Here is a 15,648-nt window from a genome sequence, read left to right as displayed (position 1 = left end):
GGTAGCCTCATCGACCACGTGTGAGGACCGGGGAGACAGCGGAGATGAAGTCCAGGAGGCCGGCGCGGACGGCGCGGTCGCTCTGGGCACGGATCGCCGGCTACACCGGGACGCTGGCGCTGGTCGCCGCGGCCGTCATCGTGCTGCTCATGCCGCTCACCGACGACGGCGGGAAGGGCGCCGCCGGCGCCCAGGGGACCGCCGGCCCGTCCGCGCCGGCGGGCGGGGCGCCGAACGGTTCCGGGCTCCCGGCGACCCCGACGAACCCGGTGCCGCAGCAGGACGGGAGCGGCCGGCCGTATCCGCCCGGGCAGGACGGCGGCGGGTCCGGAGGGCAGGGCGGCGGGCCGGTGATCCCCACTCAGGGCTCCGGCGGCATCGGCTGGTGCCCGAAGGGGACGGCGTTCTACAAGGCCACCGCCACGGGCGTGGACGTCGTCGTCACGGTCGCCTCAAGCGGCGCGATCCGGGCCGAGCTGTCGCTGCGAGGGCGGGAGCCCCAGTCCCAGCAGACCACCGTGCGGAGCGGCGGGCCGCACGCGTTCCACTTCAGGGGCGTCGCGCCGCAGCTGGTCGAGCGAGTCAAGGTCAACACGGTCTCCGTCGGCGTCGCCATGCAGACGTGCTACGCCCGCGCCGGCACGTGACGTCCGGGGGACGCGGCGGGCCGGGCGTGCTCAGCGGGCGGGCGGCGCCGTGTTCGGCGCGGCCGCCTTGCGGGCCCCGGACTTCTGCGCGGCGCCTCCCTGGGCGGGCGGCATGCGGACGTCCTCGACGGACACGTTGACGGCGGCGACCCGCGCCCCCAGCATCATCCCGGCCACCCGCGCCACGTTGCCCTTCACGACCTTCGCCACGTCCTTGATCACGACGCCGTAGTCGACGGCGATGGCGACGTCGACCGTCACCTCGTCGTCGTTCTGGACCACGCGCACCCCCGCGCTCGGCGTCTCGTCCCGGGCGGTGAGCGCGGCGACGCCCTCGACCTCCAGCGCGGCGAACGCGGCGATCTTCCCGATCACCGCGTCCCCGATCGTGATGCGGCCCTCCACCGGCGAGGTGAGGTCGCCGGACGAGCCGTGCAGCGTCATCGGCACCGCGTTCGGCCCGGACGACAGCACGCTGCGCGGGGGAGGGGCCGCCTGCTGCGCGGGCGGCGCGGAGAGCGGCGTCCCTTGCGGCGTTCCCTGCTGTGTTCCCTGCTGTGGCCCCTGGGGCGGTACCGACGCCTGGCGCCCGGCCCCGGGTCCGGAGAAGGCGGGCCTCGGCCCGGCCTCCGGTCCCTGCTCCGCGTTCGCGCCGTGCTTGTCGAGCCCGCTCATGATCGCTCCCTGCGTTCGGTCGGGTGACCATGGTGTCGGAACGGCCCGCCGGACGCCATGCCGGGCCGCCGGACGCGGGCGTCCGAGGCGGCGCGCGCAGGCCCGCCGCGGCGGTGCCTTCGGGGCTCCCCGGCTACAGCCCGGCGGGCGTCTCTCTCTATGCTGCTGGTCAGGCCGTGAACAAAAGGAGACCGCCGCCTTGACCGCAGAGCCGGAGGAGTCCGTGGTGCACCAGGGGCGCGAGGACGCGCCCGGGGCCGGCGCCGGGGACGAGCGCAGACCCCGCTTCGAGGAGGAGAGGGGCGGCGCGGGCGTGCCCGACAACTTCCAGCGGCTCTGGACCCCGCACCGGATGGCCTACATCAAGGGCGAGAACAAGCCGACGGGCGCGGGCGAGGGCGACGGCTGCCCGTTCTGCGAGATCCCGGAGATGACCGACGAGGAGGGCCTCGTCGTGTCCCGCGGCAAGTCGGTGTTCACGGTGCTGAACCTCTACCCGTACAACTCCGGGCACCTGATGGTCGTCCCCTACCGGCACGTCGCCGACTACGCCGACCTGGAGGAGCCGGAGTACCTGGAACTCGCCGCGTTCACCCAGCGGTCCCTGACGGCGCTGCGCAAGGCGAGCGGCGCGCAGGGCTTCAACGTCGGCATGAACCTCGGCCTCGTCGCCGGGGCGGGGATCGCCGCGCACCTGCACCAGCACGTCGTCCCGCGCTGGGGCGGGGACACCAACTTCATGCCGGTCGTCGGGCACACCAAGGTGCTGCCGCAGCTCCTGCGCGACACCCGCCAGATGCTCGCCGACGCCTGGCCCGCCTCATGACCGGGCCGGAGCGGCCCGGGCGGCCGGTGCTCGTGTACGACGGCGACTGCGGCTTCTGCACGTCCTCCGTCCGGTTCCTGGAACGGCACGTGCCCGTTCAGGCCACCGTCGTGGCCTTCCAGTTCGCCGACCTGGACGCGCTCGGCACCACGGCGGAGCGGGCCGAGTACGAGGTGCTGTGGATCGACCGGGCCGGACGCGTCAGCGGCGGCGCCGAGGCGGTCGGGCGGCTGCTGACCGCGGCCGGCGGCCCCTGGAAGGCGCTCGGGGTGGTCATGCGCGTCGCGCCGGTGAGCTGGCTCGCGCACGGCGTGTACCGCCTCGTGGCCGCCAACCGCCACCGGATGCCGGGCGGGACGGCGGCCTGCATGCTGCCGGCCGCGCAGCGTCCCGGCGCCCGCGACTGAGTCGCCGTCAGGAGGCGGCGGGCTCGCCCGCCTCCGGTGCCCGGCCGCGCAGCCGCTCGGGCAGCAGCACGGTGAGCCGCTCCAGCGGCAGGAAGGCGGCGAGCCAGATGGCGTGCGGCAGGAAGTGGATCGTCATCAGCGCGTAGGTCACGACGTGGAAGCCCGCGAAGAACAGCACCAGCAGATACAGGGGCCGCCCGCGCAGGAACAGCAGCACCGGTGAGATGGCCTCGGCCATGAACATGAACCACTGGCTGGCCTTCAGCAGCAGCGGATGGTCGATGAAGACGCGTCCGATCGGGGTACCGCGGCGGCTCAGTGCCCACTGGACGGTCGACCCGTTCGGCCACGCGGGGAACCCGCCGATGCGCACCTTCGCCCACGCGGACAGGAAGTAGGCCGCGACCACCGCGATCTGGATGCCGCGCACCGACCACGCCGACGCCTCGCAGCGCGCGGTGTCGCCGACCTTCGCGCGCCCGACGCTCGGCAGCACGAACAGCGCGACGACGAGCGCCAGGTGGTCGTGGTCGACCTTGCCGTACGACATGCTGACCGTGACCCACCACAGGTACCCGCCCGCGGCGGCGTAGCCGCTCGCACGGGGCAGTAAGCGGCCGGTCGCGGCGACGAGGCCGGCCCCGATCGTCACCGCCAGCAGCGTGTACATGGCCCACGGGGTGGGCGCGGGAAGGTGCAGCAGCCGGCCGAGCAGGACCGGCCGGTACAGGTCGGCCGGCAGCCGCGCGTGCGCCAGCGAGCTGCTGGTCAGCAGCAGCATGTCGAACGGCAGGAACGCGTAGCCGATGATCCGCAGCCACGCGATCCGCGCACGCGGGACGGGCCCGAACCACCAGCGGTCCCACGCCGTGCGGGACGGGCCGGCGGCGTCCCGCGAGGACCGGACGGGACGCGGCGCCTCCGGGGTCGCGGCGGCGGTCATCGCACGTCCCAGACGACGCGGTTGCGCTTGGTCGTCGACACGACCTTGCCGTGCCGGAGCGTCCTGATCTCCTGCACGACGTAGATCCTGGTCAGCCTCGGCCAGTCCGGGTGCAGCCGGTGCTGCCCCTCGGCGATGCCCTGCAGCATGGCCGGGTGGTGGACGATCCGGTCCATCTGCCCCTCGATCTCGGCGCGCTTCATCCCCGTTCCCGCCGCGCCCCGGGACAGCTCCACGTGCGTGCCCGCGGCGGTGTCGGCCTCCAGCCAGAAGGAGTTGATGGTGCCGCCGTCGTCCTTCACCGAGAACGCGTACTGCGTCATCGGCCCGAGCGGGAAATGGTCGTTGCTTCCGAACGCGCTGCTGCACAGCAGGGCGCCGACGACCGCGGCGCCGGAGAGGGACCGCCAGAGCCGCGCGCGAGGCGTGAGGCGGAGGACAGGAAGACTCACCGGACAAGCCTAGAGCCCCGCCCGGGGCGCCGGGCGGGGCATCGGCCCAGCCGGGTCAGCCGTCCTTGGCGGCGGCCACCTTCTCGGCGAGATGCGACGGGAGCGGCTCGTACCGCAGGAACGAGCGGCTGAACGTGCCGGTCCCCTGCGACATCGAGCGAAGGTCGATCGCGTACCGGATGATCTCCAGCTGCGGCACCTCCGCCTTGATCATGGTGCGGCCGCCGGGAACCGCCTGGGAGCCGAGCACCCGGCCGCGGCGGGAGGTGAGGTCGGACATGATCGGGCCCACGTACTCGTCGGCGATCAGCACGTCGACCTCGTCGACCGGTTCCAGCAGCAGGATCGGCACCTGGCCGGCCGCGTCCTTGAGCGCGAGCGCCCCCGCCGCCTGGAACGCCATGTCGGACGAGTCGACCGAGTGCGCCTTCCCGTCGTGCAGCGTGACCTTGATGTCGACCAGCGGGTACCCGGCCGAGACGCCGCGTTCCATCTGCTGCCGGACGCCCTTCTCCACCGACGGGATGAACTGCCGCGGCACGACCCCGCCGACGATCTTGTCGACGAACTCGAAGCCCTCACCGGAGGGGAGCGGCTCCACGTCGATGTGGCAGATGCCGTACTGGCCGTGCCCGCCGCTCTGCTTGACGTGCCGGCCGAGGCCCTTGGCCTTGCCGCCGAACGTCTCCCGCAGCGGCACGCGCAGGTCGACGCGCTCGACCTCCACGCCGTACCGGCTGCGGAGCCTCTCGATGAGCACGTCGGCGTGCGCCTCCCCCATGCACCACAGCACCAGCTGGCGGGTCTCGGAGTTGTTCTCCAGCCGCAGCGTCGGGTCCTCGGCGACGAGCCGGCCGAGCGCCTGGCTGAGCTTGTCCTCGTCGGCCTTGGACTTGGCGCGGATCGCCACCGGCAGGAGCGGGTCCGGCATCGACCAGGGCGCCATCACCACGGGCGAGCCCGGGTCGGACAGGGTGTCGCCGGTCTCGGCGCGGCCGAGCTTAGCCACCGCGCAGACGTCGCCGGCGATGCAGGACGACATGGTCCGCTGCGTCTTGCCCAGCGGCGAGGTGAGGGCGCCGATGCGCTCGTCGACGTCGTGGTCCTCGTGGCCGCGGTCCTCCATGCCGTGCCCGGAGACGTGCACGGTCGTGTCGGGGCGCAGCGTGCCGGAGAACACCCGGACCAGCGAGATCCGCCCGACGTACGGGTCGGACGTGGTCTTGACGACCTCGGCGACCAGCGGGCCTTCGGGATCGCAGGTGATCTCCCTGGGCGGCCCGCCCTTCACCGGCGTCACGGTCGGGATCCCGTGTTCGAGGGGGGACGGGAAGGCCTGCGTCATGACCTCCAGGAGCTCCAGCATCCCGATGACCGGCCCGGGGTGGTCGCCGTGCGGGACCGAGGTCGCGAGGACGGGGTAGAAGCTGCCGCGCGCCACCGCGGTCTCCAGGTCCTCGATGAGCGCCTTGACGTCGATGTCCTCGCCGGACAGGTACCTGTCCATGAGGCTCTCGTCCTCGCTCTCCTGGATGATGCCCTCGATCAGCGACGCGCGCTGCTCGGAGATCTGGTCCAGGTACTCCGGGTCCGGCATGCACTCGACGCGCTCCCCGCTGGAGTAGTCGAGGCAGCGCTGCGACAGCAGCCCGATCAGGCCCTTCAGGCCGTCGCCTCCGCCGGCCGGGAAGTACAGCGGCGCGACGCCCTCGCCGAACACGTCCTGGCAGGTGAGGACCACGTCGTCGAAGTCGCCGCGCTGCTGGTCGATCTTGGTGATGACGACCGCGCGGGGCATCTGCACCGCGGCGCACTCGTCCCAGATCATCCGGGTGAGCCCGTCGATGCCGTCCACCGCCGAGATCACGAACAGCGCTGCGTCGGCGGCGCGGAGCCCGGCGCGCAGGTCGCCGACGAAGTCGGCGTAACCGGGCGTGTCGATGAGATTGACCTTGACGTCCCCGTGCACGAGCGGGGCGAGCGCGAGGTTGACCGAGCGCTGCTGGCGCATCTCGACCTCGTCGAAGTCGCTGACGGTGGTGCCGTCCTCGACCTTGCCGGCCCGCTGCAGCGTGCCCGTGGCGGCGAGCAGCGCCTCGACGAGCGTCGTCTTGCCTGCCCCCGAATGGCCGACCAGCGCGACATTGCGCACCCTGTCGCACCCGCCGGCCTCCGGTGCCCTGCCGGGGGCTCCCGGGTGGCCTCCCTTGTCCGCCATGACTACCTCCTCGGACGGGCCTCTCGCGGAGGCCCGCGTGCGGCTGGGGCCCGGCCCGGCGGGCCCGGCCCTGACGTCCGAGTGCGGCGTCCGACCTCGTAGCGCGCGTGACCGACGTCACACCCGTGCCAACACCCTTTCCCGTGATGGCCGGGACCACAAGGGGTGAACGGCAATCAACCGTGATCTGTCCGTGCCGCGCGGCCCCCAAACCCCGCCCTGACCACGGGCCGGCGAGGTCCGCACTACGATGGGCGCGCCACGGCCGGCGGCCCGTCCCGCGTGCGGAGGCCGGCACCCCGGAGACCAGTCGAGAACGGACGGCGATGCTCAACAAGATCAGGCCCGCGCTGGGGCGCGTCCTCACCCCCGTCGGACAGGCGGTCGCGCGGACCGGAGTGTCGCCCAACGCCATCACCGTCATCGGGACCGCGGGCGTCGCCGCCGGAGCGCTCGTCCTCTTCCCGCGAGGGGAGTTCTTCTGGGGGACGATGGTCATCACCGCGTTCGTGCTGTTCGACATGCTCGACGGCGCGGTCGCCCGGGTCACCGGGAAGATCTCCAAGTTCGGCGCGTTCCTGGACTCCACCATGGACCGGGTCGCCGACGCCGCGATCTTCTCCGGGCTGATGATCGGGCTGTACCGGGACGGCCAGGAGCCCCTCGCCGCCGTCGCCCTGTACTGCCTCGTCTCCGGGGTCGTGGTGTCCTACGCCAAGGCCCGCGCCGAAGGGCTCGGCTACACCTGCGACGTGGGCATCGCCGAGCGCGCGGAACGCCTCATCGTCGCGCTGGTCGCGGCCGGGTTCGACGGGCTCGGCGTCCCCTTCATCCTCGCCGTCGCGCTGTGGGCGCTCGCCGTGCTCAGCACGATCACGGTCGGGCAGCGTTTCGCCACCGTCTACGTCCAGGCCAGGGACGGCGCGGGGCCGGGAGCGGGCGACAATGCCGGGAACGGTGCCGGTGACGGGGCCGACAACGGTGCCGGCAACGGGGCGCAGAAGACGCCGGAGCCCCATCGATGACCACGCCCCGCCGCGGAGAGGCTACGCCGTCGCTTCGCGATGAGGTGACCGACGCCGTCTACGCCCTGGGCTGGACGGTCGTGCGCAAGATGCCGGAGAGCGCGGCACGGCTGGCGTTCGCCGCCCTCGCCGACCGCACCTGGCACCGCTACGGCGGCGGCGTGCGGCAGCTGGAGAAGAACCTGTGCCGCGTCCTCGGCAAGGACGCCGTCGACGACGAGGTCCGCGTCCTCAGCAAGAAGGTGCTGCGCTCCTACTTCCGCTACTGGCTGGAGGTGTTCCGGCTCCCCGAGTACGACCGGGGGCGGATCCTCGGCCGGATGCGCGTCACCGGCGAGAAGAAGATCTTCACCAACCTCGACGCCGGGCGCGGCGTGATCCTGGCCCTGCCCCACATGGGCAACTACGAGCACGCCGGGGCGTGGCTCGTGCACTGCGGCTACCCGTTCACCACGGTCGCCGAGCGGCTCAAGCCGGAGTCGCTGTTCGACCGGTTCGTCGAGTTCCGCGAGAGCCTCGGCATGGAGGTCCTCGCCCACACGGGCGCCTCGGCGTACGGGCGGATGGCGCAGCGGCTCCGCGCGGGGCGGCCGGTGTGCCTCGTCGTCGACCGCGACCTGACCGCGAGCGGTGTCGACGTCGAGTTCTTCGGCGCCACCGCCCGGATGCCCGCCGTCTCGGCCGCGCTCGCGCTGCAGACGGGCGCCGCGCTCATTCCCGTGACACTCTGGTATGAGGGCGAGTACTGGGCGGCGCGGGTCCACGAGGAGATCCCGGTCCCGGACGAGGGCGGCAGACAGGAGAAGATCCAGGCCATGACCCAGGAGCTCGCGCGGGTCTTCGAGGCGGGCATCGCCGCGCACCCGGAGGACTGGCACATGCTGCAGAAGGTCTGGGTCGACGACCTGGCGGGCGGCGGGGGATGAGGACCGGGCCATGAAGGTCGGCATCGCATGAAGGTCGGCATCGTCTGCCCGTACACCTGGGACGTCCCGGGCGGCGTGCAGCAGCACATCGGCGACCTCGCCGAGGCGCTGATCGCGCTCGGCCACGAGGTGTCGGTGATCACGCCCGCCGACGACGAGGCCGACCTGCCGGCCTACGCCGTGTCGGCCGGGCGCGCCGTGCCCGTCCCCTACAACGGCTCGGTGGCGCGGCTGGCGTTCGGGTTCCTGTCGGCCGGCCGGGTCCGGCGCTGGATCAACGACGGCGGCTTCGACGTCCTGCACGTCCACGAGCCCGCCGCGCCCTCGCTCGGGCTGCTCGCCTGCTGGGCGGCGGACGGCCCCATCGTCGGCACCTTCCACGCGTCCTACGAGAAGTCCCGCGTGGTGTCGGTCACCGCGCCGATCCTGCAGAGCGCGCTGGAGAAGATCACCGGCCGGATCGCGGTGTCCGAGGCCGCCCGCACCACCCTGGTCGAGCACCTCGGCGGCGACGCGGTGCTGATCCCCAACGGGGTCGCCACCGAGCGGTACGCGATGGCCGAGCCGCTGCCCGGCTGGCGCGGCAGGGCGGGGGCATCCGGCTCCGGGGACGGGGAGGCGCTCGGCTTCCTCGGCAGGATGGACGAGCCCCGCAAGGGGCTGCAGGTGCTGCTGCGCGCGTTCGAGATCCTCGGCCGCCGCCGGCCCGGGCTGCGGCTGCTGCTCGCCGGGCCCGGCGACGCCGGCGACGTGATGTCCCGGGTGCCGCCCGGGCTGCGCGAGCGCGTCGTCGTGCTCGGCATGGTCAGCGAGCACGACAAGGTCCGCGCCTACCACTCGGTGGACGTGTTCGTCGCGCCCAACCTCGGCGGCGAGAGCTTCGGCATCGTGCTCGCCGAGGCGATGTCGGCGGGCGCCCCGATCCTGGCCAGCGACATCGAGGCGTTCGACCGGGTGCTGCGCGGCGGCCGGGCCGGCGTCCTGTTCCCGGTGGGCGACCACGAGGCGCTCGCCGCGGCGGCGGCCGAGCTGCTGGACGACCCGGCCCGCCGCAAGCAGCTGTCCGCGGAGGCCCGCGCGGCCGTGCGCGCCTACGACTGGTCGTCCGTGGCCCGCGACGTGGTGAGGGTCTACGAGACGGTCACCGGCGGCCGCGCCGTCGTCGTCGAGTCCGGCCACGGCACCTAGGAGGCCGCCGGATGTCCTACGACTGGATCATCGACGTCCTGTTCTGGGTCGCCGTCGCCTTCCTGGTCGCCGTGTACGTGTCGTGGCGCGCCACCCGGCTGGACCGGCTGCACGTCCGCGTCGAGACGGCCCGCGCCGCGCTGGACGCCGCGCTGGTCAGGAGGGCCGCCGCCACGCTGGAGCTGGCCGCGTCCCGGCTGCTGGACCCGGCCACCAGCCTGGTGCTGGCCACCGCCGCCCACGAGGCGCGCACCGCCGACGCCGACGCCCGCGAGTTCGCCGAGAGCGACCTGTCCCGGGCGCTGCGCGCGGCCGTCGACCAGCCCGGGTTCGTCGACACCCTCTCCGCCCGGGGCGCCGGCGACGGGGGCGCGGTGCTGGAGGAGCTGTCGTCCGCGGCGGCGAAGGTCGCCTACGCCCGCCGCTTCTACAACGACGCCGTGTCCCAGGCCCGCATCGCGCGCCGCAAGCCGCTGATCCGGATCCTGCCCCTCGCCGGCCGCGCCCCGCTGCCGGACTTCTTCGAGATCGACGACGATCCGCCCGGAATCCGACCGCCGCGTTGATCACACCGGCGGCGCCGGCCCGTACCGCTGGGCGGGGCGGCGCATCCGACCACGTTCGCTACCCTCTGGCAGACCGTCCAAGGGAGGGGTACATCGTGCGTTCCGTATGGGGCACCGTCCCGGGCCGCGTCGCCGCGGGTCTCGGCGTCCTCGTCGCCGGCGCCGCGCTGCAGGCCTGCTCGGACTCCGGGGGCCCGAAGACGGCGCCGCCGCCGAAGAGCTCCGGCACGCCCCTGGAGAGCGGGACGCCCGAGCCCGCGACGCACCCGTTCACCGGCGGCCGCAAGGGCCTGGACAATCCCGTCCTCGCCGTCAAGATCGAGAACACCGCGCCCGCGTTCCCGCAGAGCGGCGTGAAGGACGCCGACATCGTCTACGTCGAGCAGGTCGAGGGCGGCGAGACGCGGCTGATGGCCGTCTACTCGTCCAAGCTGCCGAAGCGCGTCGGGCCGGTGCGCAGCGCCCGCATCTCCGACCTGCACATCCTGCCGCAATTCGGGCGCCCCGCGTTCGCGTTCTCCGGCGTCCAGAGCAAGATGAAGAAGTACATCCGGAAGGCGCCGCTGTACGACATCTCGCAGGAGAAGGCGGGCGGCGCCTACTTCCGGTCCGGCGCCAAGCCCATCCCGTACAACCTCTACGCCGACCCCAAGAACCTGCTGAAGCGCGCCCCGAAGGCGGGCAAGCCGCGCGACATCGGGTTCCGCTTCGGGGAGGCCCCGGCCGGCGGCAAGCGGACCAAGTCCTTCACCGCCAGGTGGCCGGCCGCGACCATGGGGTTCACCTGGTCGGCGAAGGAGAAGCGGTGGCTCGCCAGCTGGGGCGGGCGTCCCGACCGCGCCGCCGAGGGCGGGCGCCTCGGCGGCAAGACCGTCGTCATCCAGTACGCCAAGACGACCCGGTCGAAGTTCCACGACTTCCTCGGCAGCTACACGCCCCTGATCCACACCACCGGCACCGGGCGGGCCGTCGTCCTGCGCGACGGGAAGTCCTACAAGGCCAAGTGGTCGCGGCCGTCCGAGGGCAAGGGCACCACCTTCACCGCGGCGGACGGCAAGCCCATGAACTTCGCCCCCGGCCAGGTCTGGGTGCTTCTCGTCAACGACGGCAAGCCTTACACCCCATAGCGCATGCGCGCACCGCCCGGTTCCGTCACTTCGTAAGCGGCGGGCGCCGCACGTTGACACTCTGCCGGGTCGAGAGGTCGTGCGAGCAGGCAATACCATGGAAAGCGACTTGTCGTCCGTCACGTGAGGAATGCCCGTGTCCACTTCCACTTCCGCTCCTGAGAACGCCGCGCCCGAGACCGGGACCGCCCGCGTCAAGCGCGGCATGGCGGAGATGCTCAAGGGCGGCGTGATCATGGACGTCGTCACGCCCGAGCAGGCGAAGATCGCCGAAGACGCCGGCGCGGTCGCCGTCATGGCCCTGGAGCGGGTCCCCGCCGACATCCGCGCCGAGGGCGGCATCTCCCGGATGAGCGACCCCGACATGATCGACGGGATCATCGCCGCGGTGTCCATCCCGGTCATGGCCAAGGCCCGCATCGGCCACTTCGTGGAGGCCCAGGTGCTGCAGGCCCTCGGCGTCGACTACATCGACGAGTCCGAGGTGCTCACGCCCGCCGACTACGACAACCACATCGACAAGTGGGCGTTCACCGTCCCGTTCGTCTGCGGCGCCACGAGCCTCGGCGAGGCGCTGCGCCGCATCACCGAGGGCGCGGCGATGATCCGCTCCAAGGGCGAGGCGGGCACCGGCGACGTCTCCAACGCCACGACGCACATGCGCAAGATCCGGCAGGAGATCCGCCGCCTGCAGAACCTGCCCGAGGACGAGCTGTACGTCGCGGCCAAGGAGCTCCAGGCCCCCTACGAGCTGGTCAAGGAGGTGGCGCAGGCCGGGAAGCTGCCCGTGGTGCTGTTCACCGCCGGCGGCATCGCCACCCCCGCCGACGCCGCGATGATGATGCAGCTCGGCGCGGAGGGCGTCTTCGTCGGCTCCGGCATCTTCAAGTCCGGCAACCCGGCCCAGCGCGCCGAGGCCATCGTGAAGGCCACCACCTTCCACGACGACCCCGACGTGATCGCCAAGGTGTCCCGCGGGCTCGGCGAGGCGATGGTCGGCATCAACGCCGCCTCCCTCGGCGAGGACCAGAAGTTCGCCGGCCGCGGCTGGTGACGCCCTGCCGCTGATCAGGGGCCGCTGATCAGGGGCCGCTGATCAGGCGCCGCTGAGCAGGCGCCCGCGAGGCGCGCGCCGCCCGGTCCGCGTGACCGGGCGGTCAGGTGGGTGCCCCTCTCCACAGCGGCCCCTGCCAGGGTTTACGCTGGCGGCGCGGCCGGTGCGGGCGGTGCCCGGCCGCGGGAGGGGAGAGCATGGCTTGGTCGGTCGCGCTGGCGTGCGCGAGCGCGGGTGAACCCACCGAGGTGTTCCGGCCGGGCCTGGTGCCCGATCCGGACGCCGCCGCGACGATCGCGCGCGGCCTCTATCCCGCGGCCACCCTCACCGAGACCGGCGACACGGTCCTGGACTTCGCGCTGTGGCCGTACGAGGACGAGCTGTTCGTCGGCGCGTTCGAGCGCGCGCTGCTGCTGTGCGACCGGCGGCTGTTCTGCCTCGACGACGACGCCCGCCGGATCGCCGACACCGCCGCCGCCGCGCTGCCCGGCTCCTGCTGCGGCGTGCTCGTCCTGCACAACGTCATCCGCGGCTGCTGGTTCCGCTGGTACGAGTCCGGCGAGCTGCGCCGCGACGTGTTCGTCACGGCCGAGGACGGCGTCGTCGTCGACCAGGGCGAGCGGCTGCCCGCCGAGCGGCCGTTCTGGCGCGCCATCGACGCGGGCGCCCCGGACGTCCCGCTGCCGTTCGACCCCGAGGAGTTCGGCCTCGCGCTCGCCGAGGCGCACATGTTCGGACGTGGCATCGCCGACCGGGGCAAGGACGGCTTCCTCCCGCTCGAACTCCCGGTGCGCCGCTTCAAGCACGCCTGATCGGCGAGGGGCCGCCCCCGCACCGGGGAAGAGCCGCCAGGTCGTGCGGCGTTGTTAGAGGTCTAGGGTTGAGATGACCCCGCACCCCGGAAGGTTTCCACGTGACAGCTGTGCCCACGATCGGTGTCCTCGCCCTCCAGGGCGACGTGCGCGAGCACGCGCACGCGCTGGAGGCGGCCGGAGCGCGCGCGCTCGCTGTGCGCCGCCCCGGCGAGCTGGAGGAGGTCGACGGGCTGGTCCTGCCCGGCGGGGAGTCCACCACGATGTGGCGGCTGGCGCGCTCGTTCGACCTGCTCGACCCGCTGCGCAAGCGGATCGAGGCCGGGATGCCCGCGTACGGCTCCTGCGCCGGCATGATCATGCTGGCGGACCGGATCCGGGACGGCGCGGCGGGCCAGGAGACAGTCGGCGGGATCGACATGACCGTGCGGCGCAACGCGTTCGGCCGGCAGGTCGACTCCTTCGAGGCCGAGGTGCCGCTGACCGGAATGGGAGACACGCCGTACCACGCGGTTTTCATCCGCGCACCCTGGGTGGAGTCCGTCGGCGAGGCCGTCGAGGTCCTCGGACGCGCGGAGAGCGGCCCGAACGCCGGTAGGATCGTCGCCGTCCGCCAGGGGCGCCTCATGGCGACCGCGTTCCATCCGGAGTTGACAGGCGACTTCCGCGTGCACCACTACTTCGCCGATCTGGTGCGCCGGACCACAGAGGAGGATTGACAGATGTCCGGCCATTCCAAGTGGGCGACGACCAAGCACAAGAAGGCGGCCCTCGACGCCAAGCGGGGCAAGCTCTTCGCCAAGCTGATCAAGAACATCGAGGTGGCCGCCCGCACCGGCGGCGGCGACCCCGACGCGAACCCCACCCTCTACGACGCCATCTACAAGGCGAAGAAGAACTCCGTCCCCAACGACAACATCGAGCGCGCCCGCAAGCGGGGCGCCGGTGAGGAGGCCGGCGGCGCGGACTGGCAGACCATTACCTACGAGGGCTACGCCCCCGGCGGTGTGGCCGTCCTCATCGAGTGCCTGACCGACAACCGCAACCGGGCCGCGTCCGAGGTCCGCGTCGCCCTCACCCGCAACGGCGGCTCCCTCGCCGACCCGGGCTCGGTGTCCTACATGTTCGCCCGCAAGGGCGTCGTGATCGTCCCCAAGACGGGCACCAGCGAGGACGACGTGATGATGGCCGTGCTGGACGCCGGCGCCGAAGAGGTCAACGACCTCGACGACGAGAACTTCGAGGTCGTCAGCGAGGCCGGCGACCTGCTCGCGGTCCGCACCGCCCTGGTGGACGCCGGGATCGACTACGAGTCGGCGGAGAGCAAGTTCCTGCCGAGCGTCACCGTCCCGCTCGACGAGGACAACGCCAAGAAGGTCTTCCGCCTCCTGGACGCCCTGGAGGACTCCGACGACGTCCAGGACGTCTACGCCAACTTCGACGTGTCCGACGAGGTCATGGCCTCCATCGACGCCTGACCTCGCCGCACGCCGCGCGAACGCCGCCGCCCGCCCCGGGACGGCGGCGTTCGGTGTCCCGGGCTCGGTGTCTCAGGCATGGCCTACCGTTCTGGACCATGGAGATACGCGCGCTGGCGCCGGACGAGATGGACGCCGTCCGCGACATCCGGTCCCGCGCCTTCGGGCCGATGCCGGACGCGGCGTGGACGCGGAGCGTCCGGGCGGCGCTGCCGTCGGCGGAGGCGGGACGGCAGTTCGCCGGATTCGACGGCGGCCGCATCGTGGCCGCGGGCGTGCTGCTGGAGATGAGCCAGTGGTGGCACGGCCGGGCCGTGTCCATGGCGGGGGTCGGCGCGATCACGGTCGCGCCGGAGGAGCGCGGCCGCGGCCTCGGCCGCCGGTTGATGACCCACCTGCTGGAGCGCTGCGCCGCGTTCGGCCACCCGCTGGCCGTGCTCTATCCCGCGACGACACGGCTCTACCGCTCGCTCGGCTGGGAGCACGCGGGCGCTCAGCACCACATCGAGATCCCCGCCGACGCGCTGCGCACGGTCACCGCCGAGCCGGTCCCGGTGCGCAGGGCGGGGCCGGGGGACGCCGCCGAGGTCGCCGCGGTCATCGGCCGAGCGCATGAGTCCGCCCGCGACTGCGGCCCGGTGAGCTGGACGGAACCCAAGTGGCGCGGCCTTCTTGACGACCGCGACGCCTACTCCTACCTGGCCGAGGACGGTTTCCTCTCCTACCGCTGGGCCGAGGGCAACTCCGGGCTGGAGGTCAGCCGGCTCGTCGCGTCCTCTGAGAGCACGCTGAGGGCGCTATGGGCGATGGTCGGGTCCGGGTCGTCCACGGCCAAGACCGTCCGGGCCTGCGTCTCGCCCACGGACCCGGTGCTGTGGCTGCTCCGCGAACGCGAGCTCGAGACCGTCCACCGGCACCAGTGGATGCTGCGCGTGGTGGACGCGCCGGCGGCGATCGCGGCGCGCGGCTACCCGCCGGGCGTCACCGCCGACGTCCCCCTCACGATCGACGACCCGCAGCGCCCCGCCAACTCGGGCCACTGGCGCCTGAAGATCGCGAACGGCGAGGGGCGCCTCGAACGCTCGTCCGAGCCACCCGCCGCCGTACGCGTCGACCCTCGCGGCCTGTCCGCGCTGTATGCGGGCATCCCCGTCTCCACCCTGCGCCGCTCCGGGCTCCTGCACGGCGAGCGCGCGGAGGAACTCTCCTCCGCGTTCGCGGCCACGCCGTTCTCCCTGGACTACTTCTGACCGGCGACGCCGATTGATAGCGTTGTCCGGCCGAACAGGTGATCGAAGGAGTGG

General features: G+C 72.9%; 17 protein-coding genes. 13 read left to right on the top strand and 4 right to left on the bottom strand.

The genetic code is table 11. The features are described 5' to 3' along the window. Nucleotides 1-44 precede the first annotated feature (44 nt). The gene (locus tag BM339_RS41675) at nucleotides 45-647 is read left to right on the top strand and encodes a hypothetical protein (protein WP_075024422.1); all 603 of its coding nucleotides are present in this window, start codon (nucleotides 45-47) and stop codon (nucleotides 645-647) included. Between the two features lie 30 nt (nucleotides 648-677). Here BM339_RS41675 and BM339_RS41670 read toward each other — a convergent pair whose 3' ends face one another. After that, nucleotides 678-1,322 carry an Asp23/Gls24 family envelope stress response protein gene (locus BM339_RS41670; RefSeq protein WP_024935473.1) on the bottom strand — a complete coding sequence of 215 codons (645 nt, stop codon included), beginning with the start codon at nucleotides 1,320-1,322 and terminating at the stop codon, nucleotides 678-680. 199 nt (nucleotides 1,323-1,521) lie between these two features. Between BM339_RS41670 and BM339_RS41665 the strand changes: the two genes are divergently transcribed. Both BM339_RS41665 and BM339_RS41660 read left to right on the top strand, forming a co-directional pair. After that, a complete protein-coding gene (locus BM339_RS41665; protein ID WP_021593362.1) occupies nucleotides 1,522-2,148 on the top strand; it encodes an HIT family protein in 627 nt (208 codons plus the stop codon). Beyond that, nucleotides 2,145-2,555, top strand: a complete 411-nt coding sequence (locus BM339_RS41660; protein WP_021593363.1) for a thiol-disulfide oxidoreductase DCC family protein — start codon at nucleotides 2,145-2,147, stop codon at nucleotides 2,553-2,555. The genes BM339_RS41665 and BM339_RS41660 overlap by 4 nt, the downstream gene beginning before the upstream one ends. Before the next feature lie 7 nt (nucleotides 2,556-2,562). Here the strand turns inward: BM339_RS41660 and BM339_RS41655 are convergent, their stop codons facing one another. Genes BM339_RS41655 through BM339_RS41645 form a run of 3 tightly spaced genes read right to left on the bottom strand, consistent with a single transcriptional unit; the run spans nucleotide 2,563 to nucleotide 6,168 of the window. Next, nucleotides 2,563-3,498 carry a hypothetical protein gene (locus tag BM339_RS41655; protein ID WP_075024421.1) on the bottom strand — a complete coding sequence of 312 codons (936 nt, stop codon included), beginning with the start codon at nucleotides 3,496-3,498 and terminating at the stop codon, nucleotides 2,563-2,565. Further along, nucleotides 3,495-3,950: a hypothetical protein gene (locus tag BM339_RS41650; RefSeq protein WP_075024420.1), complete on the bottom strand. Its 456-nt coding sequence runs from the start codon at nucleotides 3,948-3,950 to the stop codon at nucleotides 3,495-3,497. Before BM339_RS41650 ends, BM339_RS41655 begins: the two co-directional genes overlap by 4 nt. Before the next feature lie 55 nt (nucleotides 3,951-4,005). After that, nucleotides 4,006-6,168, bottom strand: coding sequence for an elongation factor G-like protein EF-G2 (locus BM339_RS41645; RefSeq protein WP_021593366.1), 2,163 nt, complete (start codon nucleotides 6,166-6,168; stop codon nucleotides 4,006-4,008). A 326-nt stretch (nucleotides 6,169-6,494) separates the two neighbouring features. On the opposite strand from BM339_RS41645, the gene pgsA reads away from it, so the two are divergent. The 10 genes from pgsA (at nucleotide 6,495) to BM339_RS41595 (ending at nucleotide 15,594) form a co-directional block, all read left to right on the top strand. Further along, the gene (gene pgsA, locus BM339_RS41640; RefSeq protein WP_083598473.1) at nucleotides 6,495-7,193 is read left to right on the top strand and encodes a phosphatidylinositol phosphate synthase; all 699 of its coding nucleotides are present in this window, start codon (nucleotides 6,495-6,497) and stop codon (nucleotides 7,191-7,193) included. After that, nucleotides 7,190-8,119, top strand: a complete 930-nt coding sequence (locus BM339_RS41635; RefSeq protein ID WP_075024419.1) for a phosphatidylinositol mannoside acyltransferase — start codon at nucleotides 7,190-7,192, stop codon at nucleotides 8,117-8,119. Before pgsA ends, BM339_RS41635 begins: the two co-directional genes overlap by 4 nt. A gap of 27 nt (nucleotides 8,120-8,146) precedes the next feature. Continuing rightward, the gene (locus tag BM339_RS41630; protein WP_021593369.1) at nucleotides 8,147-9,307 is read left to right on the top strand and encodes a glycosyltransferase family 4 protein; all 1,161 of its coding nucleotides are present in this window, start codon (nucleotides 8,147-8,149) and stop codon (nucleotides 9,305-9,307) included. Nucleotides 9,308-9,318: 11 nt separating this feature from the next. Then, the gene (locus tag BM339_RS41625; protein ID WP_083598472.1) at nucleotides 9,319-9,873 is read left to right on the top strand and encodes a LemA family protein; all 555 of its coding nucleotides are present in this window, start codon (nucleotides 9,319-9,321) and stop codon (nucleotides 9,871-9,873) included. A 95-nt stretch (nucleotides 9,874-9,968) separates the two neighbouring features. Beyond that, on the top strand, nucleotides 9,969-11,000 hold the full coding sequence (locus BM339_RS41620) for a DUF3048 domain-containing protein (RefSeq protein WP_075024418.1): 1,032 nt from the start codon (nucleotides 9,969-9,971) through the stop codon (nucleotides 10,998-11,000). A 136-nt stretch (nucleotides 11,001-11,136) separates the two neighbouring features. Further along, a complete protein-coding gene (pdxS, locus tag BM339_RS41615; protein WP_024935472.1) occupies nucleotides 11,137-12,054 on the top strand; it encodes a pyridoxal 5'-phosphate synthase lyase subunit PdxS in 918 nt (305 codons plus the stop codon). Between the two features lie 197 nt (nucleotides 12,055-12,251). Then, on the top strand, nucleotides 12,252-12,866 hold the full coding sequence (locus BM339_RS41610; protein ID WP_021593373.1) for a DUF6928 family protein: 615 nt from the start codon (nucleotides 12,252-12,254) through the stop codon (nucleotides 12,864-12,866). Nucleotides 12,867-12,967: 101 nt separating this feature from the next. Further along, a complete protein-coding gene (pdxT, locus tag BM339_RS41605) occupies nucleotides 12,968-13,585 on the top strand; it encodes a pyridoxal 5'-phosphate synthase glutaminase subunit PdxT (RefSeq protein WP_024935471.1) in 618 nt (205 codons plus the stop codon). A 3-nt stretch (nucleotides 13,586-13,588) separates the two neighbouring features. After that, the gene (locus tag BM339_RS41600) at nucleotides 13,589-14,344 is read left to right on the top strand and encodes a YebC/PmpR family DNA-binding transcriptional regulator (RefSeq protein WP_021593375.1); all 756 of its coding nucleotides are present in this window, start codon (nucleotides 13,589-13,591) and stop codon (nucleotides 14,342-14,344) included. A gap of 98 nt (nucleotides 14,345-14,442) precedes the next feature. Continuing rightward, nucleotides 14,443-15,594 carry a GNAT family N-acetyltransferase gene (locus tag BM339_RS41595; protein WP_075024417.1) on the top strand — a complete coding sequence of 384 codons (1,152 nt, stop codon included), beginning with the start codon at nucleotides 14,443-14,445 and terminating at the stop codon, nucleotides 15,592-15,594. Nucleotides 15,595-15,648 lie beyond the last annotated feature (54 nt).

This window comes from Actinomadura madurae, from assembly GCF_900115095.1.
GTDB classification, from domain to species: Bacteria; Actinomycetota; Actinomycetes; order Streptosporangiales; family Streptosporangiaceae; genus Spirillospora; species Spirillospora madurae.
The sequence above is the reverse complement of the archived record's forward strand: the minus strand, read 5'-3'. Positions and strand labels throughout refer to the sequence as shown.

Excerpts from the sequence above, each read along its gene's own strand:
- BM339_RS41675 (WP_075024422.1), top strand. The coding sequence starts at position 45 with ATGAAGTCCAGGAGGCCGGCGCGGACGGCGCGGTCGCTCTGGGCACGG.
- BM339_RS41670 (WP_024935473.1), bottom strand. The coding sequence starts at position 1,322 with ATGAGCGGGCTCGACAAGCACGGCGCGAACGCGGAGCAGGGACCGGAG.
- BM339_RS41660 (WP_021593363.1), top strand. The coding sequence starts at position 2,145 with ATGACCGGGCCGGAGCGGCCCGGGCGGCCGGTGCTCGTGTACGACGGC.
- BM339_RS41655 (WP_075024421.1), bottom strand. The coding sequence starts at position 3,498 with ATGACCGCCGCCGCGACCCCGGAGGCGCCGCGTCCCGTCCGGTCCTCG.
- BM339_RS41645 (WP_021593366.1), bottom strand. The coding sequence starts at position 6,168 with ATGGCGGACAAGGGAGGCCACCCGGGAGCCCCCGGCAGGGCACCGGAG.
- pgsA (WP_083598473.1), top strand. The coding sequence starts at position 6,495 with ATGCTCAACAAGATCAGGCCCGCGCTGGGGCGCGTCCTCACCCCCGTC.
- BM339_RS41635 (WP_075024419.1), top strand. The coding sequence starts at position 7,190 with ATGACCACGCCCCGCCGCGGAGAGGCTACGCCGTCGCTTCGCGATGAG.
- BM339_RS41630 (WP_021593369.1), top strand. The coding sequence starts at position 8,147 with ATGAAGGTCGGCATCGTCTGCCCGTACACCTGGGACGTCCCGGGCGGC.
- BM339_RS41625 (WP_083598472.1), top strand. The coding sequence starts at position 9,319 with ATGTCCTACGACTGGATCATCGACGTCCTGTTCTGGGTCGCCGTCGCC.
- BM339_RS41610 (WP_021593373.1), top strand. The coding sequence starts at position 12,252 with ATGGCTTGGTCGGTCGCGCTGGCGTGCGCGAGCGCGGGTGAACCCACC.
- BM339_RS41600 (WP_021593375.1), top strand. The coding sequence starts at position 13,589 with ATGTCCGGCCATTCCAAGTGGGCGACGACCAAGCACAAGAAGGCGGCC.
- BM339_RS41595 (WP_075024417.1), top strand. The coding sequence starts at position 14,443 with ATGGAGATACGCGCGCTGGCGCCGGACGAGATGGACGCCGTCCGCGAC.